General features: G+C 66.5%; 14 protein-coding genes. 9 read left to right on the plus strand and 5 right to left on the minus strand.

Annotation, left to right across the window (positions count from 1 at the left end):
* Positions 1–24: 24 nt before the first annotated feature.
* The 5 genes from motA to C662_RS09135 form a co-directional block, all read right to left on the minus strand.
* The gene (gene motA / locus C662_RS09115) at positions 25–879 is read right to left on the minus strand and encodes a flagellar motor stator protein MotA (RefSeq protein WP_002927734.1); all 855 of its coding nucleotides are present in this window, start codon (positions 877–879) and stop codon (positions 25–27) included.
* A 190-nt stretch (positions 880–1,069) separates the two neighbouring features.
* Positions 1,070–1,633 carry a flagellar transcriptional regulator FlhC gene (gene flhC / locus C662_RS09120; RefSeq protein WP_002927737.1) on the minus strand — a complete coding sequence of 188 codons (564 nt, stop codon included), beginning with the start codon at positions 1,631–1,633 and terminating at the stop codon, positions 1,070–1,072.
* A 10-nt stretch (positions 1,634–1,643) separates the two neighbouring features.
* The gene (gene flhD, locus C662_RS09125) at positions 1,644–1,961 is read right to left on the minus strand and encodes a flagellar transcriptional regulator FlhD (RefSeq protein ID WP_002927739.1); all 318 of its coding nucleotides are present in this window, start codon (positions 1,959–1,961) and stop codon (positions 1,644–1,646) included.
* A gap of 144 nt (positions 1,962–2,105) precedes the next feature.
* The gene (locus C662_RS09130) at positions 2,106–3,860 is read right to left on the minus strand and encodes a putative bifunctional diguanylate cyclase/phosphodiesterase (protein WP_002927742.1); all 1,755 of its coding nucleotides are present in this window, start codon (positions 3,858–3,860) and stop codon (positions 2,106–2,108) included.
* Positions 3,857–5,797, minus strand: a complete 1,941-nt coding sequence (locus C662_RS09135; RefSeq protein ID WP_002927745.1) for a sensor domain-containing diguanylate cyclase — start codon at positions 5,795–5,797, stop codon at positions 3,857–3,859. The genes C662_RS09130 and C662_RS09135 overlap by 4 nt, the downstream gene beginning before the upstream one ends.
* Before the next feature lie 155 nt (positions 5,798–5,952).
* Here C662_RS09135 and C662_RS09140 point away from each other — a divergent pair, with 155 nt between their 5' ends.
* From C662_RS09140 to C662_RS09180, 9 genes are all read left to right on the plus strand, one after another.
* Positions 5,953–6,501 (plus strand): NUDIX hydrolase, encoded by a 549-nt coding sequence (locus tag C662_RS09140; RefSeq protein WP_083485748.1) that lies wholly within the window; start codon positions 5,953–5,955, stop codon positions 6,499–6,501.
* A gap of 105 nt (positions 6,502–6,606) precedes the next feature.
* Positions 6,607–7,191 carry an electron transport complex subunit RsxA gene (gene rsxA, locus C662_RS09145; protein WP_002927750.1) on the plus strand — a complete coding sequence of 195 codons (585 nt, stop codon included), beginning with the start codon at positions 6,607–6,609 and terminating at the stop codon, positions 7,189–7,191.
* A gap of 13 nt (positions 7,192–7,204) precedes the next feature.
* Positions 7,205–7,756: an electron transport complex subunit RsxB gene (gene rsxB, locus C662_RS09150; RefSeq protein ID WP_002927753.1), complete on the plus strand. Its 552-nt coding sequence runs from the start codon at positions 7,205–7,207 to the stop codon at positions 7,754–7,756.
* Positions 7,753–9,468, plus strand: a complete 1,716-nt coding sequence (gene rsxC / locus C662_RS09155) for an electron transport complex subunit RsxC (protein ID WP_002927756.1) — start codon at positions 7,753–7,755, stop codon at positions 9,466–9,468. Before rsxB ends, rsxC begins: the two co-directional genes overlap by 4 nt.
* 7 nt (positions 9,469–9,475) lie before the next feature.
* On the plus strand, positions 9,476–10,510 hold the full coding sequence (locus tag C662_RS09160) for an RnfABCDGE type electron transport complex subunit D (protein WP_002927758.1): 1,035 nt from the start codon (positions 9,476–9,478) through the stop codon (positions 10,508–10,510).
* A complete protein-coding gene (locus C662_RS09165; RefSeq protein WP_002927760.1) occupies positions 10,507–11,181 on the plus strand; it encodes an RnfABCDGE type electron transport complex subunit G in 675 nt (224 codons plus the stop codon). The genes C662_RS09160 and C662_RS09165 overlap by 4 nt, the downstream gene beginning before the upstream one ends.
* Positions 11,178–11,897 (plus strand): electron transport complex subunit E, encoded by a 720-nt coding sequence (locus C662_RS09170; protein WP_002927762.1) that lies wholly within the window; start codon positions 11,178–11,180, stop codon positions 11,895–11,897. Before C662_RS09165 ends, C662_RS09170 begins: the two co-directional genes overlap by 4 nt.
* A 13-nt stretch (positions 11,898–11,910) precedes the next feature.
* Positions 11,911–12,543, plus strand: coding sequence for an endonuclease III (nth, locus tag C662_RS09175; protein ID WP_002927763.1), 633 nt, complete (start codon positions 11,911–11,913; stop codon positions 12,541–12,543).
* A gap of 25 nt (positions 12,544–12,568) precedes the next feature.
* Entirely contained in the window at positions 12,569–13,000 is a 432-nt protein-coding gene (locus C662_RS09180) for a DUF1841 family protein (RefSeq protein WP_002927766.1), read from the plus strand.
* Positions 13,001–13,101 lie beyond the last annotated feature (101 nt).

Below are 13,101 nucleotides of genomic sequence, written 5' to 3' on the forward strand. Positions count from 1 at the left end.
CGGAACCCGGTGAAGGCATAGGGCTCAACCCTTCCGGTTCTTGATTTCCTGCTCGAGCTCGACAAAGCCCGGGCGATCGGTCGAGTACAGCACCTTGCGACCGAACTCGATCGCAACCTGCGGCGCATAGCCGTTCATGCTCGCCAGCAGCACCACCTTGATGACCTGGTAGATCTTGCCCCCTTCTTCGACCTTCTGCTCGAGCTGGCCGGCAAGCGGTGCGACAAAGCCGTACGACACGAGAATCCCCAGGAAGGTACCGACGAGCGCACCGCCGATCATCTTGCCCAGCACAGCAGGGGGCTGGCCCACCGAGCCCATCACGTTGACCACCCCCATAACCGCCACCACGATACCGAAGGCCGGCACCGCGTCGGCAACCTTGGCGACCACGTGCGGCGCCGTATGCGCCTCCTGATGGTGAGTCTCGATCTCCATGTCCATCAGGTTCTCGATCTCGAACGCATTGAGGTTGCCACCCACCATCATGCGCAGGTAGTCGGTCATGAATTCGACCACATGGTGGTCGGCGGTCACGCTCGGATACTTGGAAAAGATCGGGCTGGAGTCAGGGTTCTCGATGTCGTTCTCGATCGACATCAGGCCCTCCTTGCGTACCTTGGCCAGGATCTCGAACAACAGGGCAAGCAGATCGACGTAAAGCGCCTTGTTGTACGGCGACCCCTTGAGCGCCATCGGCAAGCCCTTGAGCGTCGCCTTGATTGCCTTCGGGCCATTGCCGGCGATGAAGCCGCCGATCATCAGGCCGAAGATCGCGACATACTCGAGCGGCACCCACAAGGCGAGCAGGTCGCCATGCATCGCATAGGTCCCAAGCGACGCCAGCAGCACGACAACGTATCCAATGATCAGGAACACCAGTGACTCCAGGGCGTATGGCCACGCCTGCCGACCTTCGGCTCGCGACCTATGACCGACTTATCGGCGCGACCTCGCGAAACTTGAACGGCTCGCACGATCAGGCAGGCATGCACCAAAAAAACATGGGCCGCGTGTTACCAGCGCGGCCCATGAAGCATATCCGGAATGCCCGCCAGCGGGCACGGTCTCAAGCCGATACGGCCACTCGCGTGCGGGACACGGCCTTGCGCGTGGCCTTCTTGCGCGAAGAACCCGCCCGCGACGGCATGTTGCACAAGCCGCAGACATAGCCCTGTACCGGGTCATGCGCATGGCCGACGAAGCGTCCACCGCAGCAGGTGCAGGTACTGAGTTGCAGCAGGTCGGCATCGAAGAAGCGCACCAGCGTCCACGCCCGAGTCAAGCTCAGCACCGGCTCCATGGCCGAGCTCTCGATGTGGTCGAGGTAGAGGTTGTACGACTTGAGGATGGCATCCAGCCCACGCACACCGGCACGCTCGACGAAGAAGCGATGAAAGCCCATGAACAGCGACGAGTGCACATTGGGCTGCCAGGTCATGAACCAGTCCGTCGAGAACGGCAGCATGCCCTTGGGCGGTGACACACCGCGCACTTCCTTGTAGATCCGAAGCAGCTTTTCGCGGCTGAGACGAGTCTCGACCTCGAGCATCTGCATGCGCGCGCCAAGCTGGACCATCTCGACCGCGCGCCGGACGTCCTCGGCTTCCTCGATCACTGTCTTGTTCTTCATCTAGGCCTCCTCAGGCCGCCTCTTCCGCTGCCTTGCCCGCCGCGAGGATCGCTGCGTGCAAACCAGCACTGACGGCGTCGCGCCCCTCGCCAGCCATCAGTCGGGCAAGTTGCGCATCGTCGAAGCGAAAACACGGCAACAGCATCTGGCTGCTGGCCATTCGCACAAGTTTTGCCGCCGACATCGATTCGATCAGGTCCGCCAGCGCGTCGCTGATGCCGAGCCTGAACAAGGCCGTCGCCCGATCTCCGCGCAGCATCTGCTGGGCAAGCATCAGGTAGGCAAGGTTCAGTTCGCGGATCTCGGCCTGATAGTCTGGTCGATCCATGAAATCCAATCCCCTTCAGGGATGAGTGTTTGCAACTTAAAGTAAATTCTCAGCAACATCAAGCCTGAAAATCGCGATTTTGCCAATTCGATCACGCCCCATCGTGGCTTCGTCGCAACACCGGCAAAGGCAAGGAGCCCGCACTCACCGGTCCGGCGTCAGCGAGCCAAACCTGAATGCTGCCGGCACCGCGGGCCGTCCATAGCGGAAACCCTGAAGCGAATCACAGCATGAGGCCTGCAGCAGAATCTCCTGCGCGGCGGTCTCGACGCCTTCGGCAACCACCTTCAAGCGCAGGCTATGCGCCATCGCCAGTGCTGCGCGCACAATGGCTTCAGCATCATTATCGCGATCGACCTCGCCGATCAGCTCGCGATCGATCTTGATCACGTCAATGGGCAGTCGGCGCAGGTAGGCAAGCGAAGAGTAACCGGTCCCGAAGTCGTCAATGGCGATGCGCACACCAAGCGTCTTCAATGCCCGCAGGCATTGTTCGGCGTGCCCGGTGTCACTCATCAGCGAGCTCTCGGTAATCTCCAGGATCAGCGCGGACGGCGGAAACCCGCTCTGGGCAAGTGCACACTCCACCTGCGCGAGCAGGCCGGGACGCGCGAACTGTACGGCGGACACATTGACCGACATCTCGAAGCCCTCGACCCCCTCCTTACGCCAGCGCGCGCCCTGCAGGCAGGCATGGGCGAGCACCCAGCCGCCAATGTCGACGATCAGTCCGGTCCGGTCCGCTATCGGAACGAAGCGATCGGGCTCCAGCAAGCCGTGCACGGGATGCTGCCAGCGCAGCAGGGCTTCGGCTCCGCGCGCGTGACAACTGGATGCGCCGACGATCGGCTGGTAGTGCAGCCTGAACTCCTCGCGCTCGAGCGCAGCCCGCAGGTCCAGTTCGAGGGCAAAGGCCTCGAGCGAGGACCGACTCATGCCTGCAGCGTGTATGCGCAACTGGTTACCGCCGGCACGCTTGCACTCGGCGAGCGCCAGCTCGGCCTGAGTGAGCACATCCGCTGCCTGGTCCGCGGCATCGTCGAACAGGACAATCCCGACGCTCGCCGTCAGTCGCAGCGCTCCCCGCGGCGACGCGAACGGCCGATCCACCGCGCGCAACAACCAGCGCGCAGTGAACTCGGCCTGCCCCTCATCTGCGACGCCCGGAACGAACACGCCGAACAAGTCGCCCTCGAGGCGCGCGAGCACGCCCTGCGCGGGCACGATCGCGGCGAGGCGGCGACCGAGCTCGAGCAGGATTTCGGAACCGGCACCGTAGCCGTAACCCAGATTGACGCGCATGAACTGGTCGACATCGATGACGAACATGGCCGCAGCCGCCCGCCCCGCGCCACGACGGCGACACGCCATCCAGTCAGCCACGCGAGCGAGAAAATTGACCTTGTTCGGCAGCATGCTGCCGTGGTCGAACAAGCTCAGCTCGCGGATCCGGCGTACCGCGTGCCTGACCGCACTGCGGTCCGAGAGCGCCTGCCGCTCACGTTCGATGACGGCAAGCAGGCGGGCGAAGTCCCCTTTCGGCACAAAGTCACGCGCGCCTTCGTACATCACCCCCACGCCCTCGCCTGCACTCATGCTCCCCGAATGCACGACAAACGGCACATCCTTTCCGCTGCGCTGCAACACCTGCAAGGCACGCCGGCAATCGAAGGCCGGCATGGCCTGATCACACAGCACAAGGTCCCACTCATCGGCGGCGAGCGCAGCCGCCATGTCCACCGGCTCATCGACGCGCCGCCAGGATACCCGCATGCCTCGGCGCGCCAACTCCGCCTCGACCAGTAGCGCATCGTCCTCGCAGTCATCGACGATCAGCAGTCTTGGCGCCTGGCGCTCGGGAGCGCGCGTGTCGGGCAGCAACCCCATCGAATCCGTCATGCGCCCGCCGCCTGCAAGGCAATGACCCGGTTGCGCCCGGTCTCCTTGGCCGCATAAGCCCCCTGGTCGGCGAGCTTGACCAGGCTGTTGAAGCCCTGCATTCCGGGCTCGCGGATCGCCACACCCACGCTCACTGTCATCCGCAACCGCGGGCCGCCCGTATCGGGCTCGAAGGCCTCGACCGCAGCCCGCAGGCGCTGCGCCACGACCACGACGGCCGCGAGGTCGGTGTCGGGGCAGATCACGAGGAACTCGTCCCCCCCCATCCGGCAAAGGATGTCCTGTGCACGCAGGGCCCGGCGCAACACTTCGGACACCTGGCGCAGCGCGATGTCACCGACGTCATGACCATGGGTATCGTTGATCGCCTTGAGCTCGTCCAGATCGACGATCATCACCGCCAAGCTGCGCGAGTGCCGTATCGATGACGCCCACTCCACCTGCATCGCCTCGAGTGCGTGGCGGCGGTTCGGCAAGCCCGTGAGCGGGTCGGTCAGCGCCGCCTCCTGGAGGCGACGGTTCGAGATCGCCAGTTCAGCGGCAAAATTGCGCAATTCCTCGCGCTCGCGCTCCAGTTCCAGCTGCAAGCCCAGCATTTTCAGCAATACCTGCAGGCGCGCCTTGAGCGCCACGCCCCCCAAGGGCAACAGGAGATAATCGTCCGCGCCGGCTTCCGACAACCAGCGCAGCGCATCATCATCGTTGTCCGGCAGCACCGCCACGACCTGCAGGCTGCGCCGCAGCCGCATGTCATGCAGATCACGCACGAAGGCCTGCCCCTCGTCCCCAGCCTCACGCTGCCACTGCACGAAGACGAGTTGCGGCTGGACGTCGATCGCCATCTCGATCGCGAGCCGCGCCGACGACGCCTCGCACACCGCAAGCCCCGCAGCCTCGAGGGCTGCCCGCAGGGCATGGCGGCACTGTTCTTCGGGCACGAGCAGCAGCGCCTTCAAGGGCCTGGCCTCCTCCGCCTCGCCCGAACCGGCAGGCTCCCCGCGATCACCGACAGCCACGGCAGCGCGATTGCCCAACTCGCCAAAACGCGGAGCGGCTTCGGTACGCAACTGGAGCAGCTTGCCCCACTCACCCCATTCCCGCCCCACGCGCTCACACAACGCGATGAAATCGCTGCGCCCAATCCCCAGCCGGCTGGACAACCTCAGCATCGGCCCCATCAGACGCTCGTGCTCGCTCTCCGCCGCGAGGCAGAGTTGCGCGATCGCACGCGACAGCACCAGACACTGGACCAGTCCGTGCTCGCGCGAGCCCTCGGCGTAGCCCGGCACCTCGGGGCACTCGTGAAAGCGCACCGGCTGTACCAGCACATCGGGCACCCCCCAGTCCGTCAGCATGGCCGCCCCGAGTTCGCGGTGGTTGGTCGCGAACGCCTGGTCCTCGAGACTGACCTGCTGGAGCCCCGGATTTCTCCCGATATCGTTGAGCAGGCGCGAGAACGCATCAGGATAAAGGGTGGCAAGCGCGAGCTCGCCGACGCGGGCGAGCAGCCCCAGACTGAAAGCATCGTCAGGTGCGGCCAAGCGCACGCGCAGCATCAGCGCCTGCATCGAGATGGCCATGAGCAGGGAGGACGACCAGAAGTGTCCGTAGTCGAACCCGGCGCAGCCCCCCTTGCGGTAATGCGACAGCAGCGAAAATCCGAGAGCCATCGTGCGCACCGCCGGCAGGCCGAGCACCATCAGCGCCTCCTGGACCGAGACGACCGCCCGTCGGTTCTCCACCACCAGTCCATTGGCCGCCTTGACCAGACGCCCCACGAACGCGGGATCGCCCTTGATCACGCGTGCGAGCTCGGCCATCGACACGTTGTTCGACTGGGTAAGGCGGATGATGGCGATCGCAACGCCGCGCGGCGACGGCAACTCCCCCGCCGCCTTGAGCTGCGCAAATCGCTTCATGTCGATCGGCTGTACCATGCACTCCCCGGTTTGAATGGTCCTGCTACGGAGGCCTGCGAGCGCGCCACCGGTTTGCCTCTGCGTGCCACACCAAAGCATGATTCTTTCTTGCCTGCGCCCCGGAGGGCAAGCGAAAGCACGCTAGAATCCGTGAAAACCACAGGTCGCCGACCATGAAATTCTGCTCGAACTGCGGCGCTGCCGTCACTTTCCGCACCCCACCCGGGGACTCTCTGCCCCGCCACGTGTGCGAGCAGTGCGGCACCATCCACTACCAGAACCCCAAGATCGTGGTCGGCGCCCTCCCTGTCTGGGAGGATCGCGTCCTCCTCTGCCGGCGCGCCATCGAGCCGCGCTACGGCATGTGGACCCTGCCCGCCGGGTTCATGGAAAACGAGGAAACCACCGCCCAGGCAGCCGCCCGCGAAACACTGGAAGAGGCCTGCGCGCGAATCGAGGTGGGCGAACTCTACACCTTGATCGACGTACCCCACATCAGCCAGGTGCACATGGTCTACCGCGCCCGCCTGCTCGACCTCGGCTTCAAGCCGGGCGAGGAGTCGCTCGAAGTGGCCCTGTTCCGCGAGGAAGACATCCCCTGGGAGCAGATCGCCTTCCGCTCCATCTCGATGAGCCTACGCCATTTCTTCGACGACCGCCGCAACGGAACCTGGACACTCCACACTGCCAGCCTCGCGCCGCCGCCCGCCGAGTGGCGATGAACGGCCAGGCCGAGCGCCGCTGCCCCACAAGACTACGCGCACGCCAGGGTTGAGCCCCCCTGCGCTGCAGAGGATAATCGCGGGATTCCTTTCCGCCTGCGGATCATGACAAGCTACATCTTCATCGTCATCGGCGCTGTTCTGGTGAACAACGTCGTCTTCGTCCGCATTCTCGGGCTATGTCCGTTCATGGGTGTCTCGAAGAAACTCGAGACCGCCATCGGCATGGGCGCCGCAACCACCTTCGTGCTGACCCTGGGCTCGGGCACCAGCTACCTGATCGACCACTACCTGCTCCAGCCGCTCGACCTCGTATACCTGCGCACGCTATCGTTCATCGTCGTCATCGCTGCCATCGTCCAGCTCACCGAGCTCGTCATTCAGAAGACCAGCCCGCTGCTGCACCAGGTGCTGGGCATCTATCTGCCCCTCATCACCACCAACTGTGCGGTACTCGGCGTGCCGCTGCTCAACGTCGGCCTGCGCCACGACCTGCTCGAATCGCTGCTGTTCGGCCTGGGTTCCTCGGTCGGCTTCACGCTCGCGCTGGTGCTGTTCGCCGGCATCCGCGAGCGCCTGGACGGCGCCGACGTACCGCTGCCGTTCAAGGGTACGGCCATCGCCATGATAACTGCAGGCTTCATGAGCCTCGCCTTCATGGGCTTTGCCGGCCTCGACCGCTTCCACTGAGGACTGCACGCGCATGATCACAGCCCTCCTCGTCATGGCCGGCATCGCCATCGTGCTCGGTGCCGCGCTCGGCTACGCCGCGATCCGTTTCCGCGTCGAAGGCGATCCGCTGGTCGAGAAGATCGACGCCATACTGCCGCAAACCCAGTGTGGCCAGTGCGGCTTCCCCGGCTGCAAGCCCTACGCCCAGGCCATCGCCAACGGCGAGGCCGACATCAACCAGTGCCCGCCCGGCGGTGATGAAGGCGTGCGCAAGCTCGCCGACCTGCTCGGCCGCGAGTTCAAACCGCTGTCCGAAGAGCATGGCATCGAGAAGCCCAAGGCTGTCGCCGTCATCGACGAGCAGACCTGCATCGGCTGCACGCTGTGCATCCAGGCCTGCCCGGTAGACGCCATCGTCGGCGCAGCCAAGCAGATGCACACCGTGGTCGAACCGCTGTGCACCGGCTGCGAGCTGTGCGTCGCCCCCTGCCCGGTCGACTGCATCGCCATGGTGCCAATCGCCGAGACCGTGCAGACCTGGAAATGGAAATATCCCGTGGTCGAAATCAGGAAGGCGGCATGATCGGGCGCCTGTTCAAGTTCCATGGCGGCATCAAGCCCGCTGCCCACAAGGATGAATCGGCCAAGGCACCGATCCGGCGTGCGCCTCTGCCTGCGCGGCTGATCGTGCCCCTGCGCCAGAGCACGCGCGCCACCGCCACCTGTATCGTCGAGATCGGCCAGAAGGTGCTCAAGGGGCAGTGCATCGGCGAGCCGGAAGGCTTCCTGGGCACGGCAGTGCATGCACCGACTTCGGGTACCGTGGTCGACATCGCGCCCCACACCATGGCGCACGCCTCGGCCCTGCAGACCCGTTGCGTGGTCATCGAGCCCGACGGCGAGGAGCGCTGGATCGAGCACGCTCCCTTCGACTACCACGGCGCCAGCCGCGACGAGTCGCTCGCCTGGCTGCGCGCATGCGGCATCGTCGGCATGGGCGGCGCCACCTTCCCCAGCCACGTCAAGCTCGGCAAGGGCGCAGGCATCGAGACGCTGATCCTCAATGGCGGCGAATGCGAACCCTGGATCACCTGCGACGACCGCCTCATGCGCGAGCGCGCCGCCGACATCCTGGCCGGCGCCGTCATCCTGCGCGAGCTCATCGGCGCACGCGAAATGGTGGTCGGCATCGAGGACAACAAGCCCGAAGCCATCGCCGCCATGCAGGACGCCGCCGCCGCATCGGGGCACGGCGTGCGCATCGTGCCCATCCCCTCGCTGTATCCGGCGGGTGGCGAGAAGCAGCTCATCCGCGTACTCACAGGCATCGAGATCCCCTACGGCAAGCTGGGTGGTGACTACGGCGTGCAGTGCTTCAACGTCGGCACCGCACATGCCGTGTATCGCGCCATTGCCCATGGTGAGCCGCTGCTGAGCCGCATCGTCACGCTCACCGGCAACGTCGAGGACGCAGGCAACTGGGAGGTACTGATCGGCACCCCCATCGAGGAACTGCTCCAACTGGCGCGCCCGAAGCCGGATACCGACCGCAGCATCATGGGCGGCCCAATGATGGGCTTCGCCCTGCCACGCCTGGATGTACCCATCGTCAAGGGCAGCAACTGCATCATCTCGGCCTCGCCCACGCTGTTCCCGCCGCCGCCGCCCGAGCAGCCCTGCATCCGCTGCACCGAATGCGCCAAGGCCTGCCCGGCCGAGCTGCAGCCCTTCGAGCTGTACTGGTTCGGACGCTCGAAGAACTTCGGCAAGGCGCAGGAATACAACCTATTCGACTGCATAGAATGCGGCTGCTGCGCCTACGTGTGCCCGTCGCACATCCCGCTGGTCGACTACTTCCGCTTCTCCAAGAGCGAGATCTGGGCGCGCGAGCGCGACAAGTCCGCCGCCGATCAGGCACGCGAACGTTTCGAGTTCCGCAACTTCCGCCAGGAACGCGAGAAGGCCGAGAAGGCCGCCAAGCTCGCTGCGAAGGCCGCGGAGACACGCGCCAAGCTTGCCGAAGGCGGCGAAGCGCCAGCGCCAAAGACGGCGGCCGAGCCCGGCGAAGACCCCAAGAAGGCCCTCATCGCTGCTGCACTGGCGCGCGCCCAGGCGCAGAAGGCCGAAGTCAAGCCGCAGAACACCGACAATCTCAGCGCCGACAAGCTGGCCGAGATAGCCGACATCGAAGCCCGCCGCCTGGCGGCAGCCGTCACCGCGCCGGCCGCCGATGCGACGCCGGGCGCGGACACGCCGGCCGCCACCGTGGCAGTGGACGCCGAGTCCAGGAACTGAGCCGTACATGATCCACTCCCCTTACGTCCGCAAACAGGTCAGCGTGCAGCGCACGATGGGCCTCGTACTGCTCGCGCTGCTGCCCGCCATCGCGCTCTACGCCTGGAAGATCGGCACCGGCATCCTGGTCAGCCTTGCGCTTGCCACCCTTACCGCGCTGGCGGCAGAAGCACTCGTGCTGGCGCTGCGCAAGCGGCCCGTCGGCATCGCGCTGGGCGACCTGTCCGCCGTGGTCACCGCCTGGCTGGTCGCCCTCAGCCTGCCCGCAATCGCCCCCTGGTGGCTCACCGTAGCGGCCGTGCTGGTGGCTATCGTCGCGGTCAAGCACATCTACGGCGGCCTCGGCCAGAACCCGTTCAACCCGGCCATGGTCGCCTACTGCACGATGATCGTCGCCTTCCCGGCACTGATGTCGCAGTGGCCGGCCGCGGGCGCGCTCGACTTCGACACCCAGTTGGGCCTGATCCTCGGCAGCGCGCGCGAGCTCGACGCCATCACCGGCGCCACCGCGCTCGACGCCCTCCGCACAGGGCTGCGCGCCGATGGTGCGAGCGTGCAGTCGGTGCTGCAGGGGCCGGCCTTCGGCATGGCCGGCGGGCGCGAATGGGAATGGGTCGGCCTCGGCTACCTCGCCGGCGGCGCGCTGCTGCTCGCCACGCGGATCATCACCTGGCACATGCCTGCCGCCTTCCTCGGCACGCTGGTGGTGGTGTCCGGCCTGTTCTGGCTGATCGCGCCCGGCCAGTTCGCCTCGCCGCTGTTCCACCTCGCCAGCGGCGGCACCCTGCTCGCCGCCTTCTTCATCATCACCGACCCCGTCTCGGGCGCCACCACGCCGCGCGGCAAGCTCGTGTTCGCGGCTGGCATCGCGCTCATCGTGTGGCTGATCCGCAGCTTCGGCGCCTACCCCGACGGCATCGCCTTCGCCGTGCTGCTGATGAACATGTGCGTGCCGCTGCTCGACATGAAGACGCAACCACGCGTGTTCGGCCACCGCAATGAGGCCGGGGAAAGCGTCCGGACCGGGGAGAGGCGTCCATGAGCGGCCGCTACACAGCCACCCGCACCTCGCTGCGCACCGGCGGCATCATGCTGCTGTTTACGCTCGCCTTCACCGCGCTCATGGCCTCCACCTTCCAGGTCACGCGGCCTGCGATCGAGGCCTCCCGCCAGGAGGCGCAGATGCGCCTGCTCGCCGAGGTGCTGCCGCCGGGCAGCTACGACAACGCCCTGCTCGACGACTACGTGCGCTTCGGGCCCGCGCCGCAGATCGGCATGGACGCCGGCGGACGGGTATGGCGCGCACGCAAGGCGGGCGAGCCGGTCGCTCTGATCATCGAGGGCGCCGCAAGCGACGGCTACGCCGGCCGCATCGGCCTGGTGGTCGCGGTGCATCGCGACGGCCGCCTGAGCGGCGTACGCGTCACCGAACACAAGGAAACCCCGGGCCTGGGCGACTACATCGACCCGCGCAAGGACCGCCGCAAGGACACGCCCTGGATCGCCCAGTTCACCGGCGCGACCTGGGCCGAAGTCGACACCGCGGCATGGACGGTGCGCAAGGATGGCGGCAGCTTCGACTATCGCGCCGGCGCCACCATCAGCGCGCGTGCGGTCACGCGCGCCGCCGGCCGCAGCGCCGCCTTCGCCGCGCAGCGCATGGACGCGCTCTTCGCCGCCCCCGCAGGCGGCCTGCTCGGAGACACGCAATGAGCCCGCAACAGTTCCGCGACATTTCCTGGAACGGCCTGTGGAAGCAGAACCCAGGCCTCGCCCAGTTGCTCGGCCTGTGTCCGATCCTCGCCATCAGCACCACCATGGTCAACGCGGTGAGCCTGGGCATCGCCACCGTGCTGGTGATGACCGTCGCCAACCTCGCGGTGTCGGGGCTGCGCAATTTCGTACCCTACGAGATCCGCATCCCGGTCTTCATCCTCATCATCGCCGCCCTGGTGACGATGGTGGATCTCGCCTTCAACGCCTACTTCCACGACCTCTACCTGGTGCTGGGCATCTTCATCCCGCTCATCGTCACCAACTGCATCGTGCTCGCCCGCGTCGAGGCCTACGCGGCCAAGAACGACCCGCTCACGTCCACGGTGGACGGCATCATGATGGGCATCGGCCTGGTATGGGTGCTCGCCCTGCTCGGCGGCCTGCGCGAACTGCTCGGCGCCGGCACCCTGTTCTCGGGCATCGAGATGATCATCCCCGGCGCCAGCGCGTGGTCGGTGTTCGGCGACGACTACCCCGGCTTCCTGATCGCCATCCTGCCGCCTGGTGCCTTCTTCGCGCTCGGCGTGCTGATCGCCGTCTTCAACGTCATCAACGCCCGTCTCGCCGCCCGCGCACGGCGCCAGCCACCGCCCACCGCACCCGCGCCTGCAACCAGGGCAGAGGGCGACGGCGAGGCGGTTGCCGCAGGCTGAAGCGATGGCGCTGATGAAGCGCGAGGCGATCCGCGAGTTCTTCCGCCGCCTGCACGCCGCCAACCCCGAGCCACAGACCGAGCTCGAGTACGCCTCGCCCTACCAGCTGCTGGTGGCCGTGGTGCTGTCCGCCCAGGCCACCGACCGCAGCGTCAACATCGCCACCCGCAAGCTGTTCGCGCTCGCGCCGACGCCAGAGGCCATGGTCACGCTCGGCGAAGAAGGCATTGCCGACTGCATCAAGACCATCGGCCTGTTCCGCAACAAGGCGAAGAACACCCTCGCACTGTCGCGTCTGCTGCTGGAACGCCACGGTGGTGAGGTGCCAGCCGAGCGCGAAGCACTGGAGGCCCTGCCCGGCGTCGGCCGCAAGACCGCCAACGTGGTACTCAACACCGTCTTCCGCCAGCCGGTGATGGCGGTCGATACCCACATCTTCCGCCTCGCCAACCGCACCGGACTCGCCCCCGGCAAGGACGTCGTCGAGGTGGAGAAGGCCTTGATGCGGCGCGTACCAAAGGACTACCTGCTCGACGCTCACCACTGGCTGATCCTGCACGGCCGCTACGTATGCACCGCACGCAGCCCGCGCTGCGCCCAATGCAGCGTGCGCGACCTGTGCCTGTGCCGCGACAAGACCGACTGACCCGCCCCACCGGAGACGCTCCGCCATGTTCAACCCCAGCCGCGACCAGGTGCGCAGCTTCTTCATCGACACCTGGCGCAAGGCGCGCGCCAAGGAAGTGCTGACGCCGATGGAAACCATCGCCGCCGACATCATCGCGCTCCACCCCGAGTACCACGCCATCGTCGAGGACCCGGACGCGATCGACCGCGACTTCCCGCCCGAGGCCGGCCAGATCAACCCTTTCCTGCACCTGTCGCTGCACCTGGCGATCGAGGAGCAGCTCTCCATCGACCAGCCGCCGGGCATCCGCGCCGCCTTCGACGCCGCCTGCAAGCGCCGCGGCGAACGCCACGACGCCCTCCACGACGCCCTGGAGGCGCTCGGCGAGATGCTCTTCGAGGCCCAGCGCAAAGGCACCCCACCCGACGGCACCACCTATGTACGCAGCCTGCGTCGCAAGGCCGGGCTGGAGTGAATGCCGGGTGCCTCACCAAAAGCTCGCGGCTGGCGCCGCTCCTACCGGAAACCACCACGTGCATCGCCCGCCGTGGGAGCGGCGCCAGCCGCGAGGGGTTG

Origin of the sequence: Thauera sp. 28 (assembly GCF_000310145.2) — a bacterium.
In the GTDB taxonomy this organism is placed as follows: domain Bacteria; phylum Pseudomonadota; class Gammaproteobacteria; order Burkholderiales; family Rhodocyclaceae; genus Thauera; species Thauera mechernichensis.

Excerpts from the sequence above, each read along its gene's own strand:
- rsxC (WP_002927756.1), top strand. The coding sequence starts at position 7,753 with ATGATCGGGCGCCTGTTCAAGTTCCATGGCGGCATCAAGCCCGCTGCC.
- C662_RS09165 (WP_002927760.1), top strand. The coding sequence starts at position 10,507 with ATGAGCGGCCGCTACACAGCCACCCGCACCTCGCTGCGCACCGGCGGC.
- flhC (WP_002927737.1), bottom strand. The coding sequence starts at position 1,633 with ATGAAGAACAAGACAGTGATCGAGGAAGCCGAGGACGTCCGGCGCGCG.
- C662_RS09130 (WP_002927742.1), bottom strand. The coding sequence starts at position 3,860 with ATGACGGATTCGATGGGGTTGCTGCCCGACACGCGCGCTCCCGAGCGC.
- C662_RS09140 (WP_083485748.1), top strand. The coding sequence starts at position 5,953 with ATGAAATTCTGCTCGAACTGCGGCGCTGCCGTCACTTTCCGCACCCCA.
- C662_RS09170 (WP_002927762.1), top strand. The coding sequence starts at position 11,178 with ATGAGCCCGCAACAGTTCCGCGACATTTCCTGGAACGGCCTGTGGAAG.
- rsxB (WP_002927753.1), top strand. The coding sequence starts at position 7,205 with ATGATCACAGCCCTCCTCGTCATGGCCGGCATCGCCATCGTGCTCGGT.
- C662_RS09180 (WP_002927766.1), top strand. The coding sequence starts at position 12,569 with ATGTTCAACCCCAGCCGCGACCAGGTGCGCAGCTTCTTCATCGACACC.
- flhD (WP_002927739.1), bottom strand. The coding sequence starts at position 1,961 with ATGGATCGACCAGACTATCAGGCCGAGATCCGCGAACTGAACCTTGCC.
- C662_RS09135 (WP_002927745.1), bottom strand. The coding sequence starts at position 5,797 with ATGGTACAGCCGATCGACATGAAGCGATTTGCGCAGCTCAAGGCGGCG.
- nth (WP_002927763.1), top strand. The coding sequence starts at position 11,911 with ATGAAGCGCGAGGCGATCCGCGAGTTCTTCCGCCGCCTGCACGCCGCC.
- C662_RS09160 (WP_002927758.1), top strand. The coding sequence starts at position 9,476 with ATGATCCACTCCCCTTACGTCCGCAAACAGGTCAGCGTGCAGCGCACG.
- rsxA (WP_002927750.1), top strand. The coding sequence starts at position 6,607 with ATGACAAGCTACATCTTCATCGTCATCGGCGCTGTTCTGGTGAACAAC.